Annotated in this window: 17 protein-coding genes; 7 read left to right on the top strand and 10 right to left on the bottom strand. The window is 42.5% G+C overall.

Features of this window, described 5'->3' with window-relative positions; all coding sequences use genetic code 11:
- Window positions 1-119 precede the first annotated feature (119 nt).
- Complete coding sequence (locus F607_RS0101370; protein ID WP_027706601.1) at window positions 120-1,121, bottom strand: PilW family protein; 1,002 nt, start codon at window positions 1,119-1,121, stop codon at window positions 120-122.
- Window positions 1,122-1,355: 234 nt separating this feature from the next.
- On the opposite strand from F607_RS0101370, the gene F607_RS33940 reads away from it, so the two are divergent.
- Window positions 1,356-1,505, top strand: a complete 150-nt coding sequence (locus F607_RS33940) for a hypothetical protein (RefSeq protein ID WP_157365353.1) — start codon at window positions 1,356-1,358, stop codon at window positions 1,503-1,505.
- A 194-nt stretch (window positions 1,506-1,699) separates the two neighbouring features.
- Here the strand turns inward: F607_RS33940 and F607_RS0101385 are convergent, their stop codons facing one another.
- On the bottom strand, window positions 1,700-1,981 hold the full coding sequence (locus tag F607_RS0101385; protein WP_027706602.1) for a hypothetical protein: 282 nt from the start codon (window positions 1,979-1,981) through the stop codon (window positions 1,700-1,702).
- A gap of 427 nt (window positions 1,982-2,408) precedes the next feature.
- Between F607_RS0101385 and F607_RS0101395 the strand changes: the two genes are divergently transcribed.
- The 3 genes from F607_RS0101395 to F607_RS0101405 all read left to right on the top strand — a co-directional run bounded on the left by F607_RS0101395 (window position 2,409) and on the right by F607_RS0101405 (window position 5,285).
- Entirely contained in the window at window positions 2,409-3,497 is a 1,089-nt protein-coding gene (locus tag F607_RS0101395; protein ID WP_027706604.1) for a hypothetical protein, read from the top strand.
- A 260-nt stretch (window positions 3,498-3,757) separates the two neighbouring features.
- Window positions 3,758-4,468: a hypothetical protein gene (locus F607_RS0101400; RefSeq protein WP_051310662.1), complete on the top strand. Its 711-nt coding sequence runs from the start codon at window positions 3,758-3,760 to the stop codon at window positions 4,466-4,468.
- Window positions 4,469-4,553: 85 nt separating this feature from the next.
- The gene (locus tag F607_RS0101405; protein ID WP_027706606.1) at window positions 4,554-5,285 is read left to right on the top strand and encodes a hypothetical protein; all 732 of its coding nucleotides are present in this window, start codon (window positions 4,554-4,556) and stop codon (window positions 5,283-5,285) included.
- Between the two features lie 51 nt (window positions 5,286-5,336).
- Here F607_RS0101405 and F607_RS0101410 read toward each other — a convergent pair whose 3' ends face one another.
- Entirely contained in the window at window positions 5,337-5,897 is a 561-nt protein-coding gene (locus F607_RS0101410; RefSeq protein WP_027706607.1) for a hypothetical protein, read from the bottom strand.
- Window positions 5,898-6,625: 728 nt separating this feature from the next.
- Here F607_RS0101410 and F607_RS27665 point away from each other — a divergent pair.
- Window positions 6,626-7,060: a SulA-like leucine-rich domain-containing protein gene (locus tag F607_RS27665; RefSeq protein ID WP_051310665.1), complete on the top strand. Its 435-nt coding sequence runs from the start codon at window positions 6,626-6,628 to the stop codon at window positions 7,058-7,060.
- Window positions 7,061-7,234: 174 nt separating this feature from the next.
- Here F607_RS27665 and F607_RS0101420 read toward each other — a convergent pair whose 3' ends face one another.
- From F607_RS0101420 to F607_RS0101445, 6 genes are all read right to left on the bottom strand, one after another.
- Complete coding sequence (locus F607_RS0101420) at window positions 7,235-7,471, bottom strand: hypothetical protein (protein WP_027706608.1); 237 nt, start codon at window positions 7,469-7,471, stop codon at window positions 7,235-7,237.
- A 173-nt stretch (window positions 7,472-7,644) separates the two neighbouring features.
- On the bottom strand, window positions 7,645-8,283 hold the full coding sequence (locus F607_RS0101425; protein ID WP_027706609.1) for a hypothetical protein: 639 nt from the start codon (window positions 8,281-8,283) through the stop codon (window positions 7,645-7,647).
- 43 nt (window positions 8,284-8,326) lie between these two features.
- Entirely contained in the window at window positions 8,327-10,993 is a 2,667-nt protein-coding gene (gene topA / locus F607_RS27670) for a type I DNA topoisomerase (RefSeq protein ID WP_038289556.1), read from the bottom strand.
- Window positions 10,994-11,293: 300 nt separating this feature from the next.
- Window positions 11,294-12,469, bottom strand: coding sequence for an acetyl-CoA C-acyltransferase FadA (gene fadA / locus F607_RS0101435; RefSeq protein WP_027706610.1), 1,176 nt, complete (start codon window positions 12,467-12,469; stop codon window positions 11,294-11,296).
- Window positions 12,470-12,498: 29 nt separating this feature from the next.
- Window positions 12,499-14,649: a fatty acid oxidation complex subunit alpha FadB gene (gene fadB / locus F607_RS0101440; RefSeq protein WP_027706611.1), complete on the bottom strand. Its 2,151-nt coding sequence runs from the start codon at window positions 14,647-14,649 to the stop codon at window positions 12,499-12,501.
- A gap of 551 nt (window positions 14,650-15,200) precedes the next feature.
- Complete coding sequence (locus F607_RS0101445) at window positions 15,201-15,674, bottom strand: hypothetical protein (RefSeq protein WP_027706612.1); 474 nt, start codon at window positions 15,672-15,674, stop codon at window positions 15,201-15,203.
- Between the two features lie 151 nt (window positions 15,675-15,825).
- On the opposite strand from F607_RS0101445, the gene F607_RS0101450 reads away from it, so the two are divergent.
- Window positions 15,826-16,257 carry a universal stress protein gene (locus F607_RS0101450; RefSeq protein ID WP_027706613.1) on the top strand — a complete coding sequence of 144 codons (432 nt, stop codon included), beginning with the start codon at window positions 15,826-15,828 and terminating at the stop codon, window positions 16,255-16,257.
- 68 nt (window positions 16,258-16,325) lie between these two features.
- Here F607_RS0101450 and uup read toward each other — a convergent pair whose 3' ends face one another.
- Window positions 16,326-18,248: an ATP-binding cassette ATPase Uup gene (uup, locus tag F607_RS0101455; RefSeq protein WP_027706614.1), complete on the bottom strand. Its 1,923-nt coding sequence runs from the start codon at window positions 18,246-18,248 to the stop codon at window positions 16,326-16,328.
- A gap of 524 nt (window positions 18,249-18,772) precedes the next feature.
- On the opposite strand from uup, the gene F607_RS27675 reads away from it, so the two are divergent.
- A complete protein-coding gene (locus F607_RS27675) occupies window positions 18,773-20,788 on the top strand; it encodes a transglycosylase SLT domain-containing protein (RefSeq protein ID WP_084611059.1) in 2,016 nt (671 codons plus the stop codon).
- Window positions 20,789-20,825: the final 37 nt, after the last annotated feature.

The raw sequence follows: 20,825 nt of genomic DNA on the forward strand, positions 1-20,825 counted from the left end.
AAGCAGCAACTATTCCGATATAAGGGGCCTGCAGGGAAGGATTCACGGTGTGTTCGCAGGGTATTATGTAAACTAAAACTGATAGTTTGCTCGATCAATTAAATCATGATTAATCTTTTCTAGGTATTTCTAACTTTAATAAAAAAGTCAAAATCACGGGTAATGGTATTTCCTTGACGACTGACTTCATCTACCGTATTTAAACGTAAATGGATTCGTAGGGTGACGACCCTACTCATATCACCGACTAAGTCTGCAGTCACATAACGATTTGGCACCTGATCAACATTGGTATCCTCACCATAAAGAAAAGTCATCTGTTCAACACCTCTAACCAACTCCTCAGCGGCATTCAAGCCTTCCTGGCGCCATAGCGAGGTTACAGTATTACCCTGATTATTTGGAAAAGCCGACTCAGCTAAGTAATAAATGGTTGACTCCATTTTATAAATCGCGGCATCTTCTCCATAAGGGATGCCATCATCCGTTAATTCTTTCTTAACATTGCCAGGATCAATTGACCCACCCGTATTATGAATAATATTATATTCTGTACCACTTTTCATACTAGCAATATTTGTTATTTGAAATAAGGTCGCTTTAGTACAATCGCTGATTAAAACAATTTCTTCATTCTTCAAAGAAATGCTGGCTTCCACTTTAATGACTGAAGAGGTATTTGGCATCGCTTTTGTCACTCTGGCTCCGTCATCAGATACACGACGAATGACCAGAATATCTGCAGCTGTACTCGGTTTAAGATTCTGAAGTTGCGTATTAAGGGTTGGCGACCAGGTACCGTTTCTAAAAACATATCCCGAAAAAGTCGTTCCCATATCCATCAAATAATCTATATCTGAAGGTTTCAAGCGGTTGATAAAGTTACTAAATGTAACCTTTGAAAGACAACCCATATAGCCCGCCATTCTGAGGTCATGACTGATTAAATCAAAAGCTAGGCGAGCATTGTCTTGTAAGCGGGACAACCCATTCACAACACGATATGTTTGCTGATTGGCACTAAAGATACTGATCATTCCCCCCATTAATACCAGTCCCAACAGCATGGAGACGAGCAGCTCAATGATGGTAAATCCTTTTACATGATTAACAGAGTACATAACTCAAGCGTCCTTTTTAGAGTCCTCCTGTCATAAAAGTGTATACCTGGGTACGCTTATCGAACAGTAAGTCATAAAAACTTAATAAATCTACTTGTAGTGCTAATAAACATGTAACGCAAGAGCACACTATTTATCCGTTTATTTAACCAGAAAAATCATTAAAATTACTCTAGCTAAAAGAGCAGGACAATCGCATATAAAAAGAGCTTATGATGATCAGAGATTGTATTCATGCAATGCTTAAATTCATTTGTTCCTCCCGCAGCAGAAGACCATCCTTGGTCTCTAGTGCTAACGGTGCTCCTGGCACCTGTTTCACAAACAAATTCAAGTATTGCCAACCCTCTTTGTGCTTTACCCCAATCTCGCTTAAATTCATAACAGTAGTAGCTCAATATATATTGAGGGCTTTACAAAGGCTGGATAATGGCCGCTGAACTGTTTGCCGCAAGGAAGCGGCAACCAAGCCTCCAGGGAAGGATTCACGGCGTGTTCAACGGGTATTATTTAGACTTTAGGCACAAGTTTAAGGGAAAATTATATGCGGTTGCCCTGGCTAAAAAGAATAAACACTGTTACTCATTATGAATAAAGCTTTGCGCAATTTTCAATCCATAAGCATCAAACTTTGCGTAAACCAAGGGAGCATCATAATAATGATCAGGGTTTACTCTTATTACCTTGTAACTAGCATTTAACTGACCATCTTTATTAAACTCCTGAAAAACAAACTGCTCTTTGACTTTTTCATTTACTGATATTTTATGATTTTTCAAGTGAAATTCGTGATCTTCAGGAATATCAAGTAAACGTTTAAACAACAATTCATTTACAGATGTCTCATCTAATAAAAACATTACTAGCCTCCTTGTAATTTATCAGCCTTGCAAATATACACAACAAAAAAGGTAAGTTATTTGGTAAGCATAAACAGAGCCAATTTGCTATCTAATAACTCAGCTTCTATTTCAACCACTGATAACATCATGTAAATAAACCCTTCGGGAGAGTATTTACTTAAATAGTATATTTTTATGACATTCCATATAAAACAGTTCACACCTAACCTTGTAAAATAAATAGACAGCATATCATTCAACATATTATAAAACAAAATCGCCTCTAATTAAGTTGTTGAATAAATTACTAGCCAATTTTTTTTACATAGAGGAAAGCTCATTCATTTCCGTTCTCATTAACTATTTGAATGAGCATACTTTTTTTAATCTGGAACAGTTCCTGCTCTTCAAGGGTTGTTTAAAAAGAACCTATAAGGAACGTGCCATGAAAACACCATTTAAAAAACTACCACTTGCCTTAATTGTCACGGCAGGGCTAACTCAGGCAGCAGAGTTATCACTCATGTTGCCAGACCCTTCATTACCTTATGCAATTCAGTATGATGATTTTGCATCCTTTTCATTGCCTGTTTTAAATTATTTTACTCAAGCTGATAATTCAGTTGCGCTTGTTCCCGGTCCCTTTGGAGCCACTATTCAACCCAGTGATCCCTGGTACATTAACTCAGCTCCCGGTGAGCTCGGGAAAGATGGTGAATATATTGTTATAGCCACAGGGACTAATAATGCAGGAGTTAACAGCAACGCCGACATCAGTGACTTAATTGATCCTGCTTATACAACGCCTGATGGAGCACCTGCGAACACCGACAGTTTTAGTACTGTCACGTTTGATCCAGTCGTTGTTCCGGAGTCTCTTAATGGAGTAGCAGATCCAGGTGGTATCAGTGCAGAAGCCAACCTTAATGACTTAGAAGACAGCTGGGATATTAATGTAGGCACGCTGCTGGATTATCTAGGCGAAGAAAACCAAATGGTGGTTATGTTTAACCATAATGAGTTAAACAGCGCTGAAGGACCATTTGGTGCTCAAGCCTTGTTTGCCTGGGCAAAAGTATGGATTACCGATAATGATGGAAATGACTCAGGTCTTGGCTCGTTTTACTTACGTAATACTGAGCTGGGTGTTAATGATCCAATGCCCACAGACTGGATTTTGGCAGCGGGTGATGTGTGTCTAGACCCCACTACCTTTATCCCTGACCCAGGCTGTTTAGGAGCTGACCCTGAAGATGATGACATTCTCTTTAAACATAATTTAGGTGCTGATAATGCCGCTTATGCTGTGGTATCACCAACACTTGATGCGGCTATGCGCAGTTTAGCAAACCCTGAAAACTATACATTACACGCAGATATTCGTCTTTATGATGAAGATGATGGTTACGAGCAGGCATTTATAATGGCAGCTCCAAGAATTGTACCTGATGAACCACCTCCTGTGCCAACTCCCGGTATTCTTGCATTATTTGGGTTAGGCTTGTTGTCTATGAGATGGACTCGTCGCAAGTAGCCAGTAAACGAAAGCTTAACAGTGAGTAAGGCATTATACCGACAATGAAGGGTATACATAGGCAGTATTTTCTCGCTGACGATTTTTTCGATATTAATCTATGCTAGGAGGTATCACTTACTTTACTTATAAAAGAAATCTTAACGTCAACTGTAGGATAGGCTATGGCATTTCGGGGACTCATGCTCTGTTACATACTACTCTTACCCTATTCGCTCGCTTTTGCTACATCGCCAAAGCCTGTCCTACAGCTACATTTGATGAGTTTTAACAATGACAATCATTTATACTTTCATGAGCTATTGATATCTTCATTGAAAGCTATCAATCAATCGGTCTCAATTACCATTTACCCCGAAACTCCACAGACTCGCATCATTAAATACCTTAATGAGGGTAGAATCAGCTTACATTGGATGCTGCAAACACCTACCAGAGATGCACGCTATACTCCAATTAGAGTAAATTTGACAGGGGGGTTAATAGGTACTCGGCTCTTACTGATCCCTAAGGGAAAAGCCTATATATATCAAAACATCAACTCGCTTGATGAATTTCGAAAGCTGCCAGTCGTCGGTGCTTTAGGAAAAAGTTGGTATGATGCTGAAGTATGGAAAGCAAATGCACTTAATTATATTCCATTGGAGGGTGATTGGCGCCAAGTCTATAAACCTTTAGCGCTTGGCAACCGAGGTGTTGATTATTTTCCCCGAGGCGTTAATGAAATTCTGAATGAGGCTGCTGAGCACCCAGACCTTATGATAGAACCCCGACTCGCACTCATTTACCACCGTGACTTCATTTTTTACCTTGCCAAGCCTTACATATCTTATAAAGACGTTATCGAAAAAGCCCTCAAAAAAGCAGAGCGATCTGGTCTTCAAGCAAAGCTACTCAATAAACACTGGGGACATACTACCCGTACCTTAAAGCTGAACAGTCGTGTACACTTATACCTTGAAACGCCATAGCTATTACAGCACTAAAATAGAGTAAGCTTGCAGTAATCCATATAAACAGAGCGTAATGCAGCAAAACCAATAGGATAAATTCTCTATGGCAGGTATGAAATACTCGTTGACCATACTCTTACTTTTGACAGCATTTCCTCTCTCAGCCACTACCATTATAGAAGCAATAGGTAAAGCCTATGATTTAAAGTCAGGCCAGCCCGTTTATATTGAAACACATACCATTCAGATCAATAAACCAACAAAAAACAATAAGCTTATTGTTGCTATGCCTCTTAGTGACCAAGTGACATATTCTTCACCTGATGGCAAAGTGTTTGCCACTAAGACCGTTGACTACGGAACGACACCACTTACACCAAAGGTTGTGTTTAATAACCTAAAATTTAATCAGCGTGAATCTGTCTTTATTCAGTCTAATAATGTTGTCATTCTTCATGAGGAAGATAGCCAACGCCAACAGCACCAATTACCACTTAAATCAGACCTAGTAATTGATGCTGGTTTTGATACATTCATTCGCAAACACTGGGCTAGTTTATTAGCGAATAAAACCCACCGTTTTGAGTTCTTATCCATCAGCGAAACATCAACGTACACTTTTAAGGTTAAAAAGTCGTATGAAGACACAAACACTGTAACATTCACAATGACTCTGGACTCATTTATTGGTGGACTTTTTATAGACCCAATTATCATTACCTATGAAAAAAAGGAACATAAATTACTCACTTATCAAGGACTCACTAATATTCCTAAAGATAAAGATAGTAACTTCAGCGCAAAAATTATTTATACCTATAAGGAAAAACCTTGAGGCGAGGCACAACAAACATGACCTGAGGGCACCTCGCCCTGCACCAGGCTATTAAAACACCCCATCTGTCAACTTTCTTGAAGGTGAGCCTTTATGGTCGTTAGGTAACTCCCGATATTTTTCAAGTGCCTCTTCCGCATTATCAATTTCACATTGACCAACTCGACGCCACAAAGCATTTCCCCAACCAAAAGTTCGACCGAACTTCTCATCGGTAAGCCATTCTTGCCAATGACCACTGCCAATGGTTCTTTTCCCCGTCACAATTTGCCACTGTAGTGCATCATGTCCTGCATAAGGAATATTGTTATACCACCTAAAGTCACCATGCATAAAGATTTGGTCACCTTCTTGGGTTGCTCTGCCATTCCAATCAGGGTAAGTATCAGAAACCCACACATACTGTTGATGTGTACCCACATCACCTGTTGGATAAAAACAAATTCCTTGCGTAGCCCATTGATCATGTGTAGGGCTGGTATCATTGTAAAAGGTCACTAACCAACGATTTCCACCTTTGGATAAATCAGGATAATGTGGCGGCATAGCATAAACAGCTGTAGCCGTACAGACATATACCCAAGTTAATGTAAATAATGTTGCTTTATTCATTACAACCTCCCTGCTAATTTGCTGATAAGCTAAATAAATTCTCCATTTCCTTTAGCCAAGCTTATAACTCACCTCTTGATTTTGATTACAGATAACTACGAACAGCTAATTAAATACTGCATTATTATCTATATAACAAAGTATCTCCTACTGTTAAAAATACTCTTTCTTACTAACATCACCGTTTAAATTGCAAAGCTGTATGGGATAATGGCACGCAAAAAATAGCTACCGACCATATACTTATAGCCTTTACAACTTACCTTTATGGTTCACAAACAAATTCAAACACTGTAAACCCTCTTCTTTTACCTTACCCAGTTACGATGAATGACACCTGTGGTATTTCCCTGTGGTAATGACCAGAGGAAGACAAATGCAGAATACCGCACAGCGAACTGCCTGTCGCAAAAATGCGGCAGCTATTCAGGCTTAAGGGGCCTCCAGGGAAGGATTTACGTCGTATTCGCTGTGGGTATACGTTAATTAAATGTGAATTAAGTATCAAAATTACGCATTACTCAGCGATCTCAGATGTTTCTACACTTTTTTTATTATTTTTAGTGACAAATTATAAAGTCGAGAGGCATAGCAAAAAAATAAGATATTTATCACCTTAATTTATCGACTAAGCAAAAAACATTATAAGAGTGAATTACTGCAAAGTTGAAATTATAGTTTGTTGGTATTATCCGGTTCGGGTTTTGGAAAAAAATGGAAGAATATTCATGTCTATTCAGGTTGAAGCCCGACCTATTTTACAACGACAACATCATAAAAATAGCAAACGAGGTCGAGTAAGTGAGTTTGTTTTTTCAGGGCCTGAACAGCTTCTGGCATCAATTATACCCTCAATATTAGCGGATCTTAATAATGATAATACTAAGCGCTGGTTAACCATTGTTTGTCCACCCGAGCTTAAATCGCTCACTATACGTTGGTTGCAAGATTCTAAACTCAATCGGCAAACAACATTGTTTTTGACCGCAACTAGTGAGGTTTCACTGTTACAGCTTACCTTGCAAGCCTTACAAATGGGAAAAAGCCATACCGTCGTCTGTTGGCTGGATTATATTGATGAGCATACTGTGGAATTACTAGAAGGGGCTGCACAACGTGGTAATAGTCAAGCCATTAATATTTTACAAAAAATTCTTGTCTAACAATTAAGGATCACCCCTAGCCATTAGGATGCTATTCCATTAAAAATAAAAAGGTTTTTAGGTAAGACTTGATGCCTAAAAAGCTCGGATCATTACAGGAAGGAATCGCCACCAGCAGCTGCTAATGGCCTAAATACTGTGGATATGCATTAACAACAGATGACAGAAAATGGGCTAATGCAAAACGTGGTCTTTTTCATCAGCTTCTAGCGTTGACTCAGACATGAGGCCTACCATTTGAATTCCAGCACTCATCATTGCCTTTGCAACCTCAACGTGATTTTCTTGCAAAATTGCTTTTGCCTCTTCAGAAAAGCTGATTGTTACCAGTGGCTGCTCCTCTTCTGTGTCCGTTCGCTGTAACGCAATGTCTCCATCCGGTAACTCAATAATTTCCAAATAAGAAGGCATGATTTCTTCTCAATAACAGTTAAACACTTTGGCCATTCTACCACTACAAGAGCAAGGCACAACCCGAAACTATAAACTTATCAGGGAACGCCTACCAACACAAACAGTATAATTAAATTATTACCGGCTAAAGACACCTAGAAAGTAGCGACTACTTGGTTATTTTTTAATAATTAATATTCAATGAGCAGCATTCGCACTCGACTGATTTCCTCCAGTAAAGAAGTCAACCATGTATTACCACATTGGAAGACCCTGTCCGTGATGCTTATATTATCACTTAATAACACGTCAACAGCCTCTGCAGAAGTAGCCTGTACATCAAGCTGTTTGACCGGAATCTGATTACTCAACACCTGATTTATATGCTGGTCACCTTCACCACCTATAACGCCCATCGGTAATGGCATGGAAAGGGATGAGCTGGCACTCGCCCCCACCAAAATTGGCCTAACGGCTCTCAACAGTTGAGCTAGCCAGGCATCAGGTTGACTGGCTAGCTCAAATAAATGTTGAATATCCATAGGCAATGACGAGACTTCCGTTATATCCTGAGGATTAAGTAGCTGCACAGCCTCACAATGACACTGGTAATGCACATTTAGCTCATTCACCCAGCCAATAACAGCCTGCCATAACAACAGGACAAAAGCATCTGCGAAAAAATGTTGAGAAGATGTACTCTGGTCACACTCAACATTATCCTCAGTCTGCTGCTGCCAATGCTGCATTAGCTGTAATGCCCGCTGAGTACGCACATCAACATAGCGCTGACATGCTTTTAATTGAGTTGATTCAGTTAATCCGGACATAATCTATACAACAGCAAATGTACACCCTGCATTTAGCGATCAATTAAGCACCTGCGCTCTTCTTGCTGGTTTTGGTGGCGGTTTTACGCTTACTCTGCTCTATGGCCCATTTTCCATCTCGATAAAATGCGCGCCAACCAGTAGCCTTACCATCAACTTCAGTCATAACATACTGCTCTTGCGTTTTACGACTGAAGCGGATAACCGCAGGATTTCCCTCTGGATCACTTTGCGGTGCTGACAGCAAAAAGTGGTATTTAACATCTAAAGCCTGCTGATGAGGTATTAATTCTTTCACTAATGGCGCGCGTGTTTCACGATTTTTAGGAAACTGGCTTGCCGCCAAAAATAAACCGGAAGCCCCATCACGAAGTACGTACGTATCATCTACCTTCTCGCAAGCAAGCTCAGGCATTGGAATAGGATCCATTTTAGGTGGTGCAGGCTCACCGCTTTTAAGTAATTTACGGGTGTTTTTACAGCTTTCACTGGTACAGTCAAAGTACTTACCAAAACGCCCTGTCTTAAGCTGCATTTCTGCACCACACTTATCACACTCAAGGGTTGGCCCCTCATAGCCTTTTAATTTAAACTGTCCTGCTTCAATTTCATAACCTGAACAATCCGGATTATTACCACAAATATGCAGCTTACGTTGTGCATCAAGCAAGTAGCTATCCATCGCAGTACCACATTTAGTACAGCGATGTTTAGCACGTAATGCATTAACCTCACCTTCTTCATCATCGGCCGCAACCGCTTCTTCACCCGGCACCAGATTGATGGTTGATTTGCAACGCTCTTTTGGTGGCAGTGCATAGCCAGAACAACCTAAAAATACGCCAGTACTGGCCGTACGAATCTGCATTTTGCGCCCACACGAAGGACAGTCAATATCTGTCATGGTAGGCTCATTCGCACGCATTCCCTTTTCTGTATCATTTGCCAGCGTTAGCTTTTTGGAAAAGTCCGCATAAAAACTATTCAACAACTGTTTCCAATTCAACTCACCCGTAGCGATATGGTCGAGGTTCTCTTCCATATTGGCTGTAAAACTATAATCCATTAAGTCTTTAAAGTTTTCTGTAAGCCTATCAGTAACAATATCCCCCATTTTTTCAGCATAAAAACGGCGACTTTCCAGCTTCACATAACCACGATCCTGAATGGTAGAAATAATTGAAGCATACGTCGAAGGTCGTCCAATACCACGCTTTTCAAGCTCTTTCACTAAAGATGCTTCCGTAAATCGTGCAGGTGGCTTGGTATAATGCTGACTCGGATCGAGCGCTTGTAATGCAAGTAACTGCTTAACCGTCAACTCAGGGAGAATTATGTCCTCTCCCTTCTTGCCGATAGGCGTTAACACTTTGGTAAAGCCGGCGAATTTAAGTACACGACCCCGTGTTCTTAATTCAAAGTTATCAGCCCCTACGACAATACTGGTACTAAGGTATTCTGCTGGAGACATCTGACAGGCTACAAACTGTCGCCAAATTAACTCATATAAACGCTCAGCATCTCTCTCTAGCCCATCAATAGAACCAGGCTGCGCATTGACAAAAGAGGGGCGAATGGCCTCATGAGCTTCTTGAGCACCTTCTTTACTGGAGTAGCGGTTAGCCGCTTTCGGTAAATAGGATTTATCAAAATGTTCTGTAATATACTCACGACAACTGTCTACCGCATCTTGACTGAGGTTGGTTGAGTCAGTACGCATGTAGGTAATATGGCCTGCTTCGTACAAGCGCTGCGCTAACGTCATGGTTTTTTTAACACTAAAACCTAAACGTGTACTGGCTGCTTGCTGAAGGGTTGACGTGATAAACGGTGCAGGAGGCTTAGTTTGAGTCGGCTTTTGCTCAACATTTTTTACTGCATAACTGGCTTTTTGTAATTGCGCTAAAGCAGCATCTGTCTGCGCTTTATTGACAGGACGAAATGCTTTATCGCTCTGTTTAGTCACTTGCAAACGCAGTGCATGACCATCATCGGTGGTAAGGTCTGCAAAAACTTCCCAGTATTCTTCAGGAACAAACGCACGAATTTCTCGCTCCCGCTCAACAATTAATCGAACAGCAACTGATTGCACACGCCCTGCCGATAAACCTCGGGCTATTTTGGCCCAAAGCAAAGGAGATACCATGTAACCCACGACACGATCTAAAAACCGTCGTGCCTGCTGCGCATTGACTCGATTTTTATCCACTTGCACAGGGCACTCAAACGCTTCCTGAATCGCTTTTTTGGTAATTTCATTAAAAACGACCCGACGATAGCGGTCACTATCTCCGCCAATGATTTCCTGCAAGTGCCAGGCAATGGCTTCCCCTTCACGGTCCAAGTCCGTTGCCAGATATATTTGGTCAACGCCCTTGGCTAATTTTTTTAATTCATCAACAACTTTTTCTTTGCCAGGCAGCACTTCATATTGCGCTTTCCAGTCATTTTCCGGATCAACCCCCATACGACCAATGAGTTGTTCTTTGGCCTTACGCTCCTTATGGATAGCGCGCTGTTCCGGCGTCAGTTTACGTGTTTCTGCTGCAGCTTTTGCACGCGCCTTGGGATCGACTGCCTTTTTATTCCCACTTACTGGTAAGTCACGGATATGACCCACACTGGACTTAACGATATAATTGCTACCCAGGTATTTGTTTATTGTCTTGGCTTTTGCTGGCGACTCAACAATTACTAATGATTTACCCATGCTGACCTGTCATTTCCAGAACAAACGTAAATTTATCCATAAAGATAGAAAATCTATTGAATTTTGCGACATATATAAGGACGATCTTACACACTATCAAGTCTACTCATAGCTGTCATCATCCCAAATATGTACTAAAAGCAACAACATACACCTAAAGCCGCTATCTCAAGCCGCGATCATTAAACGCGATTTACCTAAAAAATACTTTAAATCGCAATCACTAAAACCCAAGACAAATAAAGTCTCTTAAAACAAAAAAGCCGGAGTTAACCTCCGGCTTTTGACGTATACCAGGAATTAAACCCGTTCAAAGACCGTGGTGATCCCTTGGCCAAGTCCTATACACATGGTGGCTATACCCAAAGTACCATTCTGTTGTTGCATAATGTTCAACAATGTACCAGAGATTCGGGTACCAGAACAACCAAACGGATGACCAAGCGCAATTGCTCCTCCATTGAGATTGACTTTTTCATCCATTTTGTCAAGTAATTTCAGATCTTTTAATACAGGTAATGCCTGTGCAGCAAACGCCTCATTGAGCTCAACATGGTCAATATCATTCATGGTCAATCCCGCGCGCTTCAAGGCTTTCTTGGTCGCAGGTACAGGCCCATAACCCATAATGGAAGGGTCTACACCTGCCGTAGCCATCGCTCGTACTTTAGCAATAGGCGTTAAACCTAAATCTTTTGCTCGCTGAGCAGACATTACCAACATAGCAGATGCACCATCAGTTATTTGTGAAGACGTGCCTGCTGTAATAGTGCCCGCTTTAGGATCAAACGCCGGACGAAGCTGACTCAATGTTTCGTAGGTCGTTTCTGGACGAATTGTTTCATCCTCAGTAAATATCCTTAAATTGCCATCTTCATCCAAACCTTCCATCGGTGCAATTTCGTTGGCAAAACGCCCTTCAATTGTCGCCTTATGAGCACGTTGATGAGATCGCGCACCAAACTCATCCTGTGGTTTACGACCAATGCCGTGCATTTTACTGAGAAATTCAGCGGTAATTCCCATCATACCAGCGGCTTTCGCTGCATGAAGGCTAAGCTCAGGGTTTGGATCAACGCCATGCATCATACTGATATGACCCATATGCTCAACACCGCCAACGACAAACACATCACCATTATTGGTCAAAATGGCCTGTGTTGCGGTATGCAATGCAGACATTGAAGAGCCACATAAGCGGCTGACTGTTTGACCGCAGGAAGTATGAGGAATAGGTGTCATCAACATAGCCATCCGGGCAATATTCCAACCTTGCTCCAGTGTTTGGTTAACACACCCCCAAATCACATCTTCAACTTCAGCCGGGTTCACATCCGTATTACGCGCTAAAAGCGCTGTAATCAGCTTACCTGACAGGCTATCTGCACGAACATGGCGATACATGCCACCTTTGGCACGCCCCATCGGGGTCCGTACGAAATCAACAACGACTGCATCTCTTGGTTGTAAACTCATGGTTCTTGTACCCTCTTCCAGTCACTGAATTAGTTATCAAAAAAAAGCTGGCCGTTCTTTGCCATTTCCCTAAGTTTTGCTGTGGGCTGGTAAAGTGGCCCCAACTCAGCGTACTGGTCTGCTAGTGCACAGAATTCAGCAATTCCCATGTCTTGGATATAACGCAATGCACCTCCACGGAAGGGAGGGAAGCCAACACCATAAATCAACCCCATATCCGCTTCATGTGCACTCGCTACAATGTTGTCTTCCAGACAGCGAACTGTCTCCAGACACAGAGGAATCATCATCCGTGCAATAATCTCTTCTTCAGTGAACTCCCGTGAGGGTTGAGTCACCTCTTTCAGTAATGCTTGAACATCTGCATCCACTTTCTTCTTCGGTTTGCCACGCTTATCAGGCTCATAGCGATAAAAACCTAAACCGTTTTTCTGGCCATAACGCTTTTCGGCGAACAGAACATCGAGAGCACTCTTGAAATCTCGTTTCATACGATCAGGAAAGCCATCAGCCATGACTTTTTCAGCATGTGCTGCGGTATCAATACCTACAACGTCCAACAGGTAAGCAGGTCCCATTGGCCAACCAAAACGCTCCATCACCTTATCAATCTGGACAAGGTCAGCCCCATCACGCAATAACAGGGCAAAACCACCAAAATAAGGAAACAATATGCGGTTCACCAAAAAGCCTGGGCAGTCATTGACGACAATAGGTGTCTTCCCTAATGACTTGGCATAGGCAACAACAGTAGCCACCGTTTCTTCACTGGTTTTTTCACCACGAATGACTTCCACCAGCGGCATCATATGTACTGGGTTAAAAAAGTGCATTCCACAGAAACGCTCTGGGTGCTTAAGTGGTTTTGCGAGTTCAGTAATGGAAATCGTTGAGGTGTTAGAAGTTAATACCGCGTTTTCAGCAAGCTGGCCTTCGACTTCAGCAAGTGCTTTATGTTTTATTGACAGATTTTCAACAACCGCTTCCACCACCAAATCGACATTATTCAGCTCACCATAAGACAGTACAGGTACAATACGATTGAGTACCTCTGCCATCCCCGCCGCTGACATCCGTCCTTTATCAACACGTCTTACCAACAGCTTGGCGGCTTCTTGCAGGCCCAGATCCAAACCTTGCTGGTTAATGTCTTTCATGACAATAGGCGTGCCTTTATACGCAGACTGATAGGCAATACCACCGCCCATAATACCGGCTCCCAAGACACCCGCTTTGGTCACCTTCGCCGCTTTTTCCTGATAGTCTTTTGCTTGCTTTTTTAAGGCTTGATCATGCAAAAATAAATTAATGAGGTTTTTTGCCACACTGGTTTTGGCCATTTTCACAAAACCTTTGGCTTCAATCTTTAGCGCCTCATCACGGCCTTTGGTGGAAGCTTTTTGCATGGCTTTAATAGCTTCAACAGGTGCTGGGTAGTTTGGACCTGCTTGTGAAGCGACATAGGCTTTTGACGTTTCAAACGCCATCATCGATTCAATATTATTCAGCTTTAATTTTTCATACTTTGGCTGCCTTTTTGCCAGATAATCCAGCTCACCACTGACACAGCGTTTCGCCAAATTGACTGCAGTGTCATGTAGTTTATCCAGAGGAACCACTACATCTGCTACACCCACTTTACGGGCAGACTCAGCATCATGTTCTTTACCTGCACATATCCACTCAATGGCATTATCGGCCCCCACCAGTCGAGGTAAGCGAACAGTGCCACCAAAACCTGGATAAATCCCAAGCTTAACCTCAGGTAAGCCAACACGGGCAGTATCGGCCATTACGCGATAATCACCCGCCAAACACATTTCCATGCCGCCACCTAAGGCAATACCATTAACGGCAATCACTGTTGGGAATGGTAAGTCCTCAAACGCACTAAAGATGGCATTGGCTTGTAGATTTAATTCCATGAGTTCTTCTTCGGGCAGGGAGAAGTTATCCAAAAATTCTCCAATGTCTGCGCCAACAATAAATACATCTTTACCGCTCGTAACCACCAGACCTTTTACTGCACTATTTGCCTTAAGCTCCACCACAGATTGCTGGAGTTCCAGTAGCGTTTGTTTATTAAATTTATTGACCGATTCTCCCTGCAAATTAAATTGCAACTCGGCAATACCCTCTTCCAGGAGCTTAACCGTTATGGCCTGACCTTCATAAATCATCTAGTGATCTCCACGCTGAGTTAGCTTGTGTTCCGATCAAAAACTGTGTGGCTTACTGACAACAGCTAACGCACTCGCGCCAGAAGGAGGTGGGTTGCATAGAGATAGCATGTTCTGTCATAAGGTACACAGTCTGCCGGTGCCACCGGCTTATAGTTCTACAAGTTGAGTAAGCAATAATTCATACGTTTGTTTAATTATAGATTGCAACCTTCGTTAAAAACAGACAATTTGTCAATAACCCTTAAGTCAAAAATAAAATGACCTTTAAGTCAGATTTACATCTAAATGGAACATCTTCGTTACTGAGTAGAGAAAGATAGAATTAATTGGCTACGCTTTAACCCTAACGTCCAAGCGATTGCAAAATGATGATCCATCAAGAAAAACACATTACCTGTCTTACTAGGGCCTTCTAACACACTGGTAAAACAATCCAACCAGCATGACACTTTGATGACAAACGTCAGCTTAATGCACGTATCAGAGCAGCTTCATAATACTCATCGAGCAGGCCCTTCAGGTGTAGCAAGGCTTGAAAAAACCTTAACTCACATAGATGGCTCCAGCCAGCCTTTAACCTGATGTAAAAAGTGCATAATGTTGTCTAATGCTTCTGGTGTTCCCTTTTCCTGCCACAATACAGAGACATAGGCTGACGTGATTGATACTCGCACAACGTCATCAGGCAATGATGCGACCATTTGTTGCAAAGCAGACCAGTGCGGCTGCAAGCGACGATCATTTACTGCGGCAGGCCATCCAGTCCACTGCGGCGAATCGTTTAACTCATGCTGCAGGATAATTTCAATATCACCTTGGGGTCGCGCTATGCGGCAGGTGTAACCAATACAGGTGACTGATCTTCCATTTTTATCATTATAAGGCGTTTGGCGTACTTCTATCCCTTTTGCTATTGCTGCCTGACGCAGCGCCATTCGCTTTCGGTCTGCGGGTGAGGGCAATATCCACATCAGCGATCCTGCAATTGCAAGTACACCCAGCAAGATAATGAGATACGTCATAAATTTTTCCTACAATACCGTTACGATAGATTCAATACTACTCAGCCGTATTTTATAGACAACACATTGTGGGTAATGTGTTTTCCAGGACGCACGGACACATCAATAAGTCCTATTAAATAAGATATATAAAAAGCAAGGAGTCACTTTAATGAGTCGTTATAAACATATTCTGGTTGCCGTGGATTTAACAGAAGAAGCCGATATTGTTTTGCAACGTGCCCAGGAGATTGCCAAAGACCACAATGCCGATATTACCCTGGTTCATGTTGTTGAACCTTTAAGTGTTGCTTATGGCAGTGATATTCCTCTGGACTTAACCACGCTACAAGAAGAAATTGCACAACAGGCCCGTCAACGGATCAGCGAGCTGGCTAAACGCCTTAATAATGAAGGCCATCAACATGTTGTGTATGGACGCCCCGAGAAAGAAATTCACCGTATTGCTGAAGAGAGAAACGTTGACCTGATTGTGGTCGGCAGCCATGGACGTCATGGGCTAGCCTTGATACTCGGCTCCACCTCTACAGGTATTCTTCATGGTGCGAAATGTGATGTGCTGGCCGTTCGGGTAGGCAAGTAAATTTATTGTGTATTAATGACTATTTGTAAAAGCGATGCCCATCTACATGGGAATCGCTCTATATAACGCTATTCAGACTGCATGGCTTCTAACTCAGTCCAGCGTTCAAGTTTGTCTTCAATTTGCTGCTGTAACTCCGTCAGCTGTTGTAACGTTGATTGAACTTGAGCTTGTTCCTGCTGATAAAAGTCTGGCGCATTCACTTGCTGTTCAAGCATACTTTGCTGTTGCTCCAAATCTTCAATTTCTTCTGGTAGCTGTTCCAACTCTCGCTGTAATTTATAACTGAGTTTTTTTCGTGAACGTTTAAGCTCATTTTCAGCTTTTTGTTGAGCAAGGGTTGCTGCTTTTTCTATAGGCAGTGGTGATTCTTCTGGTTGCGCTGCAGACACTAAATCCTTAAATGCCCCCCCTTGTCGAATCCAATCATGGTAACCCCCAACATATTCTTTGACTTGACCATTACCTTCAAAGACAAAGGTTGAGGTCACAACATTATCTAAAAAGGTACGATCGTGACTGACTAATAGCAATGTGCCATTAAAGTCCAGTAGCGCTTCTTCCAAAAGCTCCAGGGTTTCAACATCCAAATCATTGGTTGGCTCGTCCATCACCAACATATTGGCAGGTTTACTGAACATACGGGCCAGCAGCAAACGGTTACGCTCACCGCCTGATAATGCCTTGACGGGGGTACGGATACGCTCAGGGGTAAATAAAAAGTCCTGCAGATAACTCATGATATGTCGAGACTTACCACCAATTTCAATACTGTCACGCCCATCAGCCACGTTGTCTAGCACGGTTTTTTCTTCATCAAGCTGAAGTCGTAGCTGGTCAAAATACGCTACTTCTAGCTTAGTACCATGCTTAATAGTCCCTGACTGTGGTTTTTCCTGTCCCAGTAGTAGCCTCAATAAAGTACTTTTACCGACGCCATTGGGACCAATCAAGCCAACCCGATCACCACGTAGCAGTCGGCATGAAAAGTCATCAATTAAGAGAGCCTCATCATAGCCGTGGCAAACATGTTCAGCTTCTACAACCAGCTTGCCCGATTGCTCAGCTTTATCTAGTTGCAGTTTGGCTTTACCCTGAACTTCTCGACGTTGAGCTCGTTCTTTGCGAAGTGCCTGCAGTGCTCTGACTCGACCTTCATTTCGTGTCCGTCGGGCCTTTATCCCCTGTCTAATCCAGGCTTCTTCTTGTGCCAGTTTTTTATCAAACTCAGCATTCTGACTGGCTTCAACTTCCAGTTGATGGGCTTTATGCGCCAAAAAGCTAGCATAGTCACCACTCCAACTGGTGATCAAGCCTCTATCCAGCTCAATAATTCGGGTTGCCACTTTCTGTAAAAAAGAGCGGTCGTGGGTAATGAATAATACAGCGCCTTTAAACTCAGCTAACTGCTGTTCAAGCCATTCAATGGCGGCTATATCCAAGTGGTTAGTCGGCTCATCCAGCAGCAATAATTCCGGATCACTGACCAGCGCTTGCGCCAAAATAACCCGTCTTCGCCAGCCACCCGACAGCTCTGCCATGGTTTTATCTTCAGGCAAGTTCAAGCGCTTGATCATGGTTTCAATACGCTGGTTTAAACGCCACCCATCTTTTTGCTCTAAGGCCGACTGGACATGAGCCAACGTTTGCAAGCTTGCTTCATCATTTGCTTGATGAGTAAGTTGATGATACTGGGTAAGTAGCTCACCTACTTCAGCTAAGCCTTCAGCCACCACCTGGTAAACGGTTTTCTCATCCGCTTTGGGAAGTTCTTGTGGGAGTGCACTGATACGTAGCTCTGGTTGACGCCAAAGCGTACCACCATCAATATCCTGAATACCTTCAACTACTTTTAAAAGGCTGGATTTACCCACCCCATTTCGCCCAATAAAACAAATGCGCTCACCACTATCAACTTGAAAACTGACCTGATCTAATAACGGCATTGCACCAAACGCGAGAGAAACTTCATCAAAGCGCATAATTGGCATAAGGGATTACAACCTCTTTTTCACAGCAACTAATTTCACAGTGGCTAAGCGTATCAAATAATAAGAAAGCAACGAATAAGTGAGAATTAATTCACACTAAAAACATCTTACCTATCAACCTAGTGCACATTAGGTCTATGTCCTGTAACAATTCAGTCTTTAACAGCTCTACTAGTAATTAACAGTTCTACTAGCAACTAACAGATCGACTAGCAATGGCTTAACCAGCAGCCACTCAATAACACAACATTAAATGCCTAAATGTGTACATTAACTGGGTAGCTCAGGCAAACATCATTATGACACCTGGGCGCATTCAATCTGTAGTATAGAAGCGGTTATGCTGAAGCCAGACACCTGACTAAACTCAATGTGCAACTTCACAGAGTGATTCACCAACGTACCACATTATTGATTGAGACAAATGTTATCAACGGAACTCCAAGACGACTATTATTATCTGTACATAGATACTATTTTTGACATAGCCCTTTTCAACAGAATTTAACCAAGACAGCAATTCCATGATGCCTATTAACGTATTGCTCAAACCCATCCCCATAAGTCAGGTGTTGCGCGTCGGGTTCTTGCTGCCCTTCTCCACCTGTATGACGCTGGCCATTACCAGCCAAACAGCCTTTGCCAGCGCCCAGACACCTTACAGCAAAGAGCGCAGCTACTATCAGCAGGCAATAAAAGCCTATCGTGCTAATAATAACAAGCAATTTAACACCCTAAAAAAGAAGCTGAGCCACTATCCTCTTTACCCCTACCTTGAGTACTATCAGCTTGATAGAGGACTGTCTTCAAAAAGCAATCGCACTATTGCTCAGTTCGTGAATAAATATCAGGATGTTCCACTCACAAATAGGCTGGAGCAAAAATGGTTACGTTCTTTAGCAAATAAAAAGCAGTGGCAAACTTTGCTCAAGCACTTTCCTGAAGATAATAAATCGACTGATCTACAATGCAGCTTTCATTATGCTCAATTACAAACAGGTAATAGCAAAGCAGCCTATGCCGGTGCACAACAACTGTGGCTAACAGGCAAATCGCTACCCAAAAGCTGTGACCCATTACTGAATAATTGGCGGTCTGCCAATAAATTAACCCCCGATTTAGTTTGGCAACGCATGGTCTTGGCCTATGCCGAAAATCAAGGTACTTTGGGCCGCTATCTCATTCGTTATTTACCCAAATCTCAACGTGGCCTGGGTAATCTTTATTTCAACACCTATCACCAGCCTAATCGGCTCACCAAAACCGCAAATTATTCTGCTAAACATGCCCAAATGGGTGACATTATCAGTACTGGTCTGGTTCGCCTGGCAAAAAGCAAGCCGAGTAAAGCCCTCTCCCTTTGGACTACTTACCAGAAACAACACAGGTTTACAGATAAACAGCAAGCTTATGTAGAAACTAAGTTAGCCTACCGTTTAATGCGAAAATACACTAAAAAACACCAACAGTGGATTGATAGTGTCCTGGCAAAGCATCAAGAAACCGAGCTAATTACCTGGCGCTTACGACAAGCATTGCGACAACTGGACTGGGCCAGTATTGCCAAATGGACACAAGCCTTTCCTAAAGAAGAAAGACAAACCAGCCGCTGGCAATATTGGTATGCTCGCGCTATTGAAGCCAGTAATCCCTCACAGGCTAAGCGTGATGAAGCTCATACTATCTATCGCAAACTCGCGGATAGTGAACGGGATTTTTATGGCTTTTTAGCTGCAGATAGAATGAGCCGGAATTATGCGCTTCAACATAAGCCTTACCCAGTATCGTCAAAAACACGAAGCCGTGTACAACAGCTACCAGCCGTTCAACGCGCTCAAGAATTTTTTCAAATGGAGCAACTTTGGCCTGCCCGTCGTGAGTGGTATCACATGGCTAGCCAAATGAATCGCGAAGAGTTATTAGCTGCAGCTGAAGTTGCCATGAGCTGGCAATGGTATTTTCCTTCTATTATTAGTACCGCACGTGCTGAGTATTGGGACGATTTAAACCTGCGCTTTCCGGTTGCTTATAAAAAACCCATCCTCAAAAATAGTCGTGCCCAGGACCTTGATAGCAGCTGGGTTTTTGCTATTACCCGACAAGAGAGTGCCTTTATGTATAAAGCTCGCTCTCACGCAGGGGCAATGGGCCTTATGCAGCTGATGCCAGCAACGGCTCGCTATGTTGCTCGAAAAAATAGCATTCCCTATCAAAGTACCAAGCAACTCCTAAAACCTGAAACCAACATCAAATTAGGTAGCGCTTATCTGGCTGAGCTGTACAAGCAATTTAATGGTAATCGAATTTTAGCCACAGCTGCTTATAATGCTGGACCTCATCGGGTAAATCAGTGGTTGAAGCGCCATCGCAAGTTACCCCATGATGTATGGGTTGAAGTGATACCCTTTAATGAAACCCGAAAATACGTACAAAATGTGCTGGCATATCAGGTTATTTATCGGGATAAGCTTGGCCATAAGCCCATGTTCTTAACTAAAAATGAAGTCAATTACAGTTATGAGCCGGCTAAAAAGCCTTAAAAATCGTCACACACAAAAAAGGTCAAGCAATGCTTGA

Origin of the sequence: Zooshikella ganghwensis DSM 15267, assembly GCF_000428585.1 — a bacterium.
GTDB lineage: Bacteria > Pseudomonadota > Gammaproteobacteria > Pseudomonadales > Zooshikellaceae > Zooshikella > Zooshikella ganghwensis.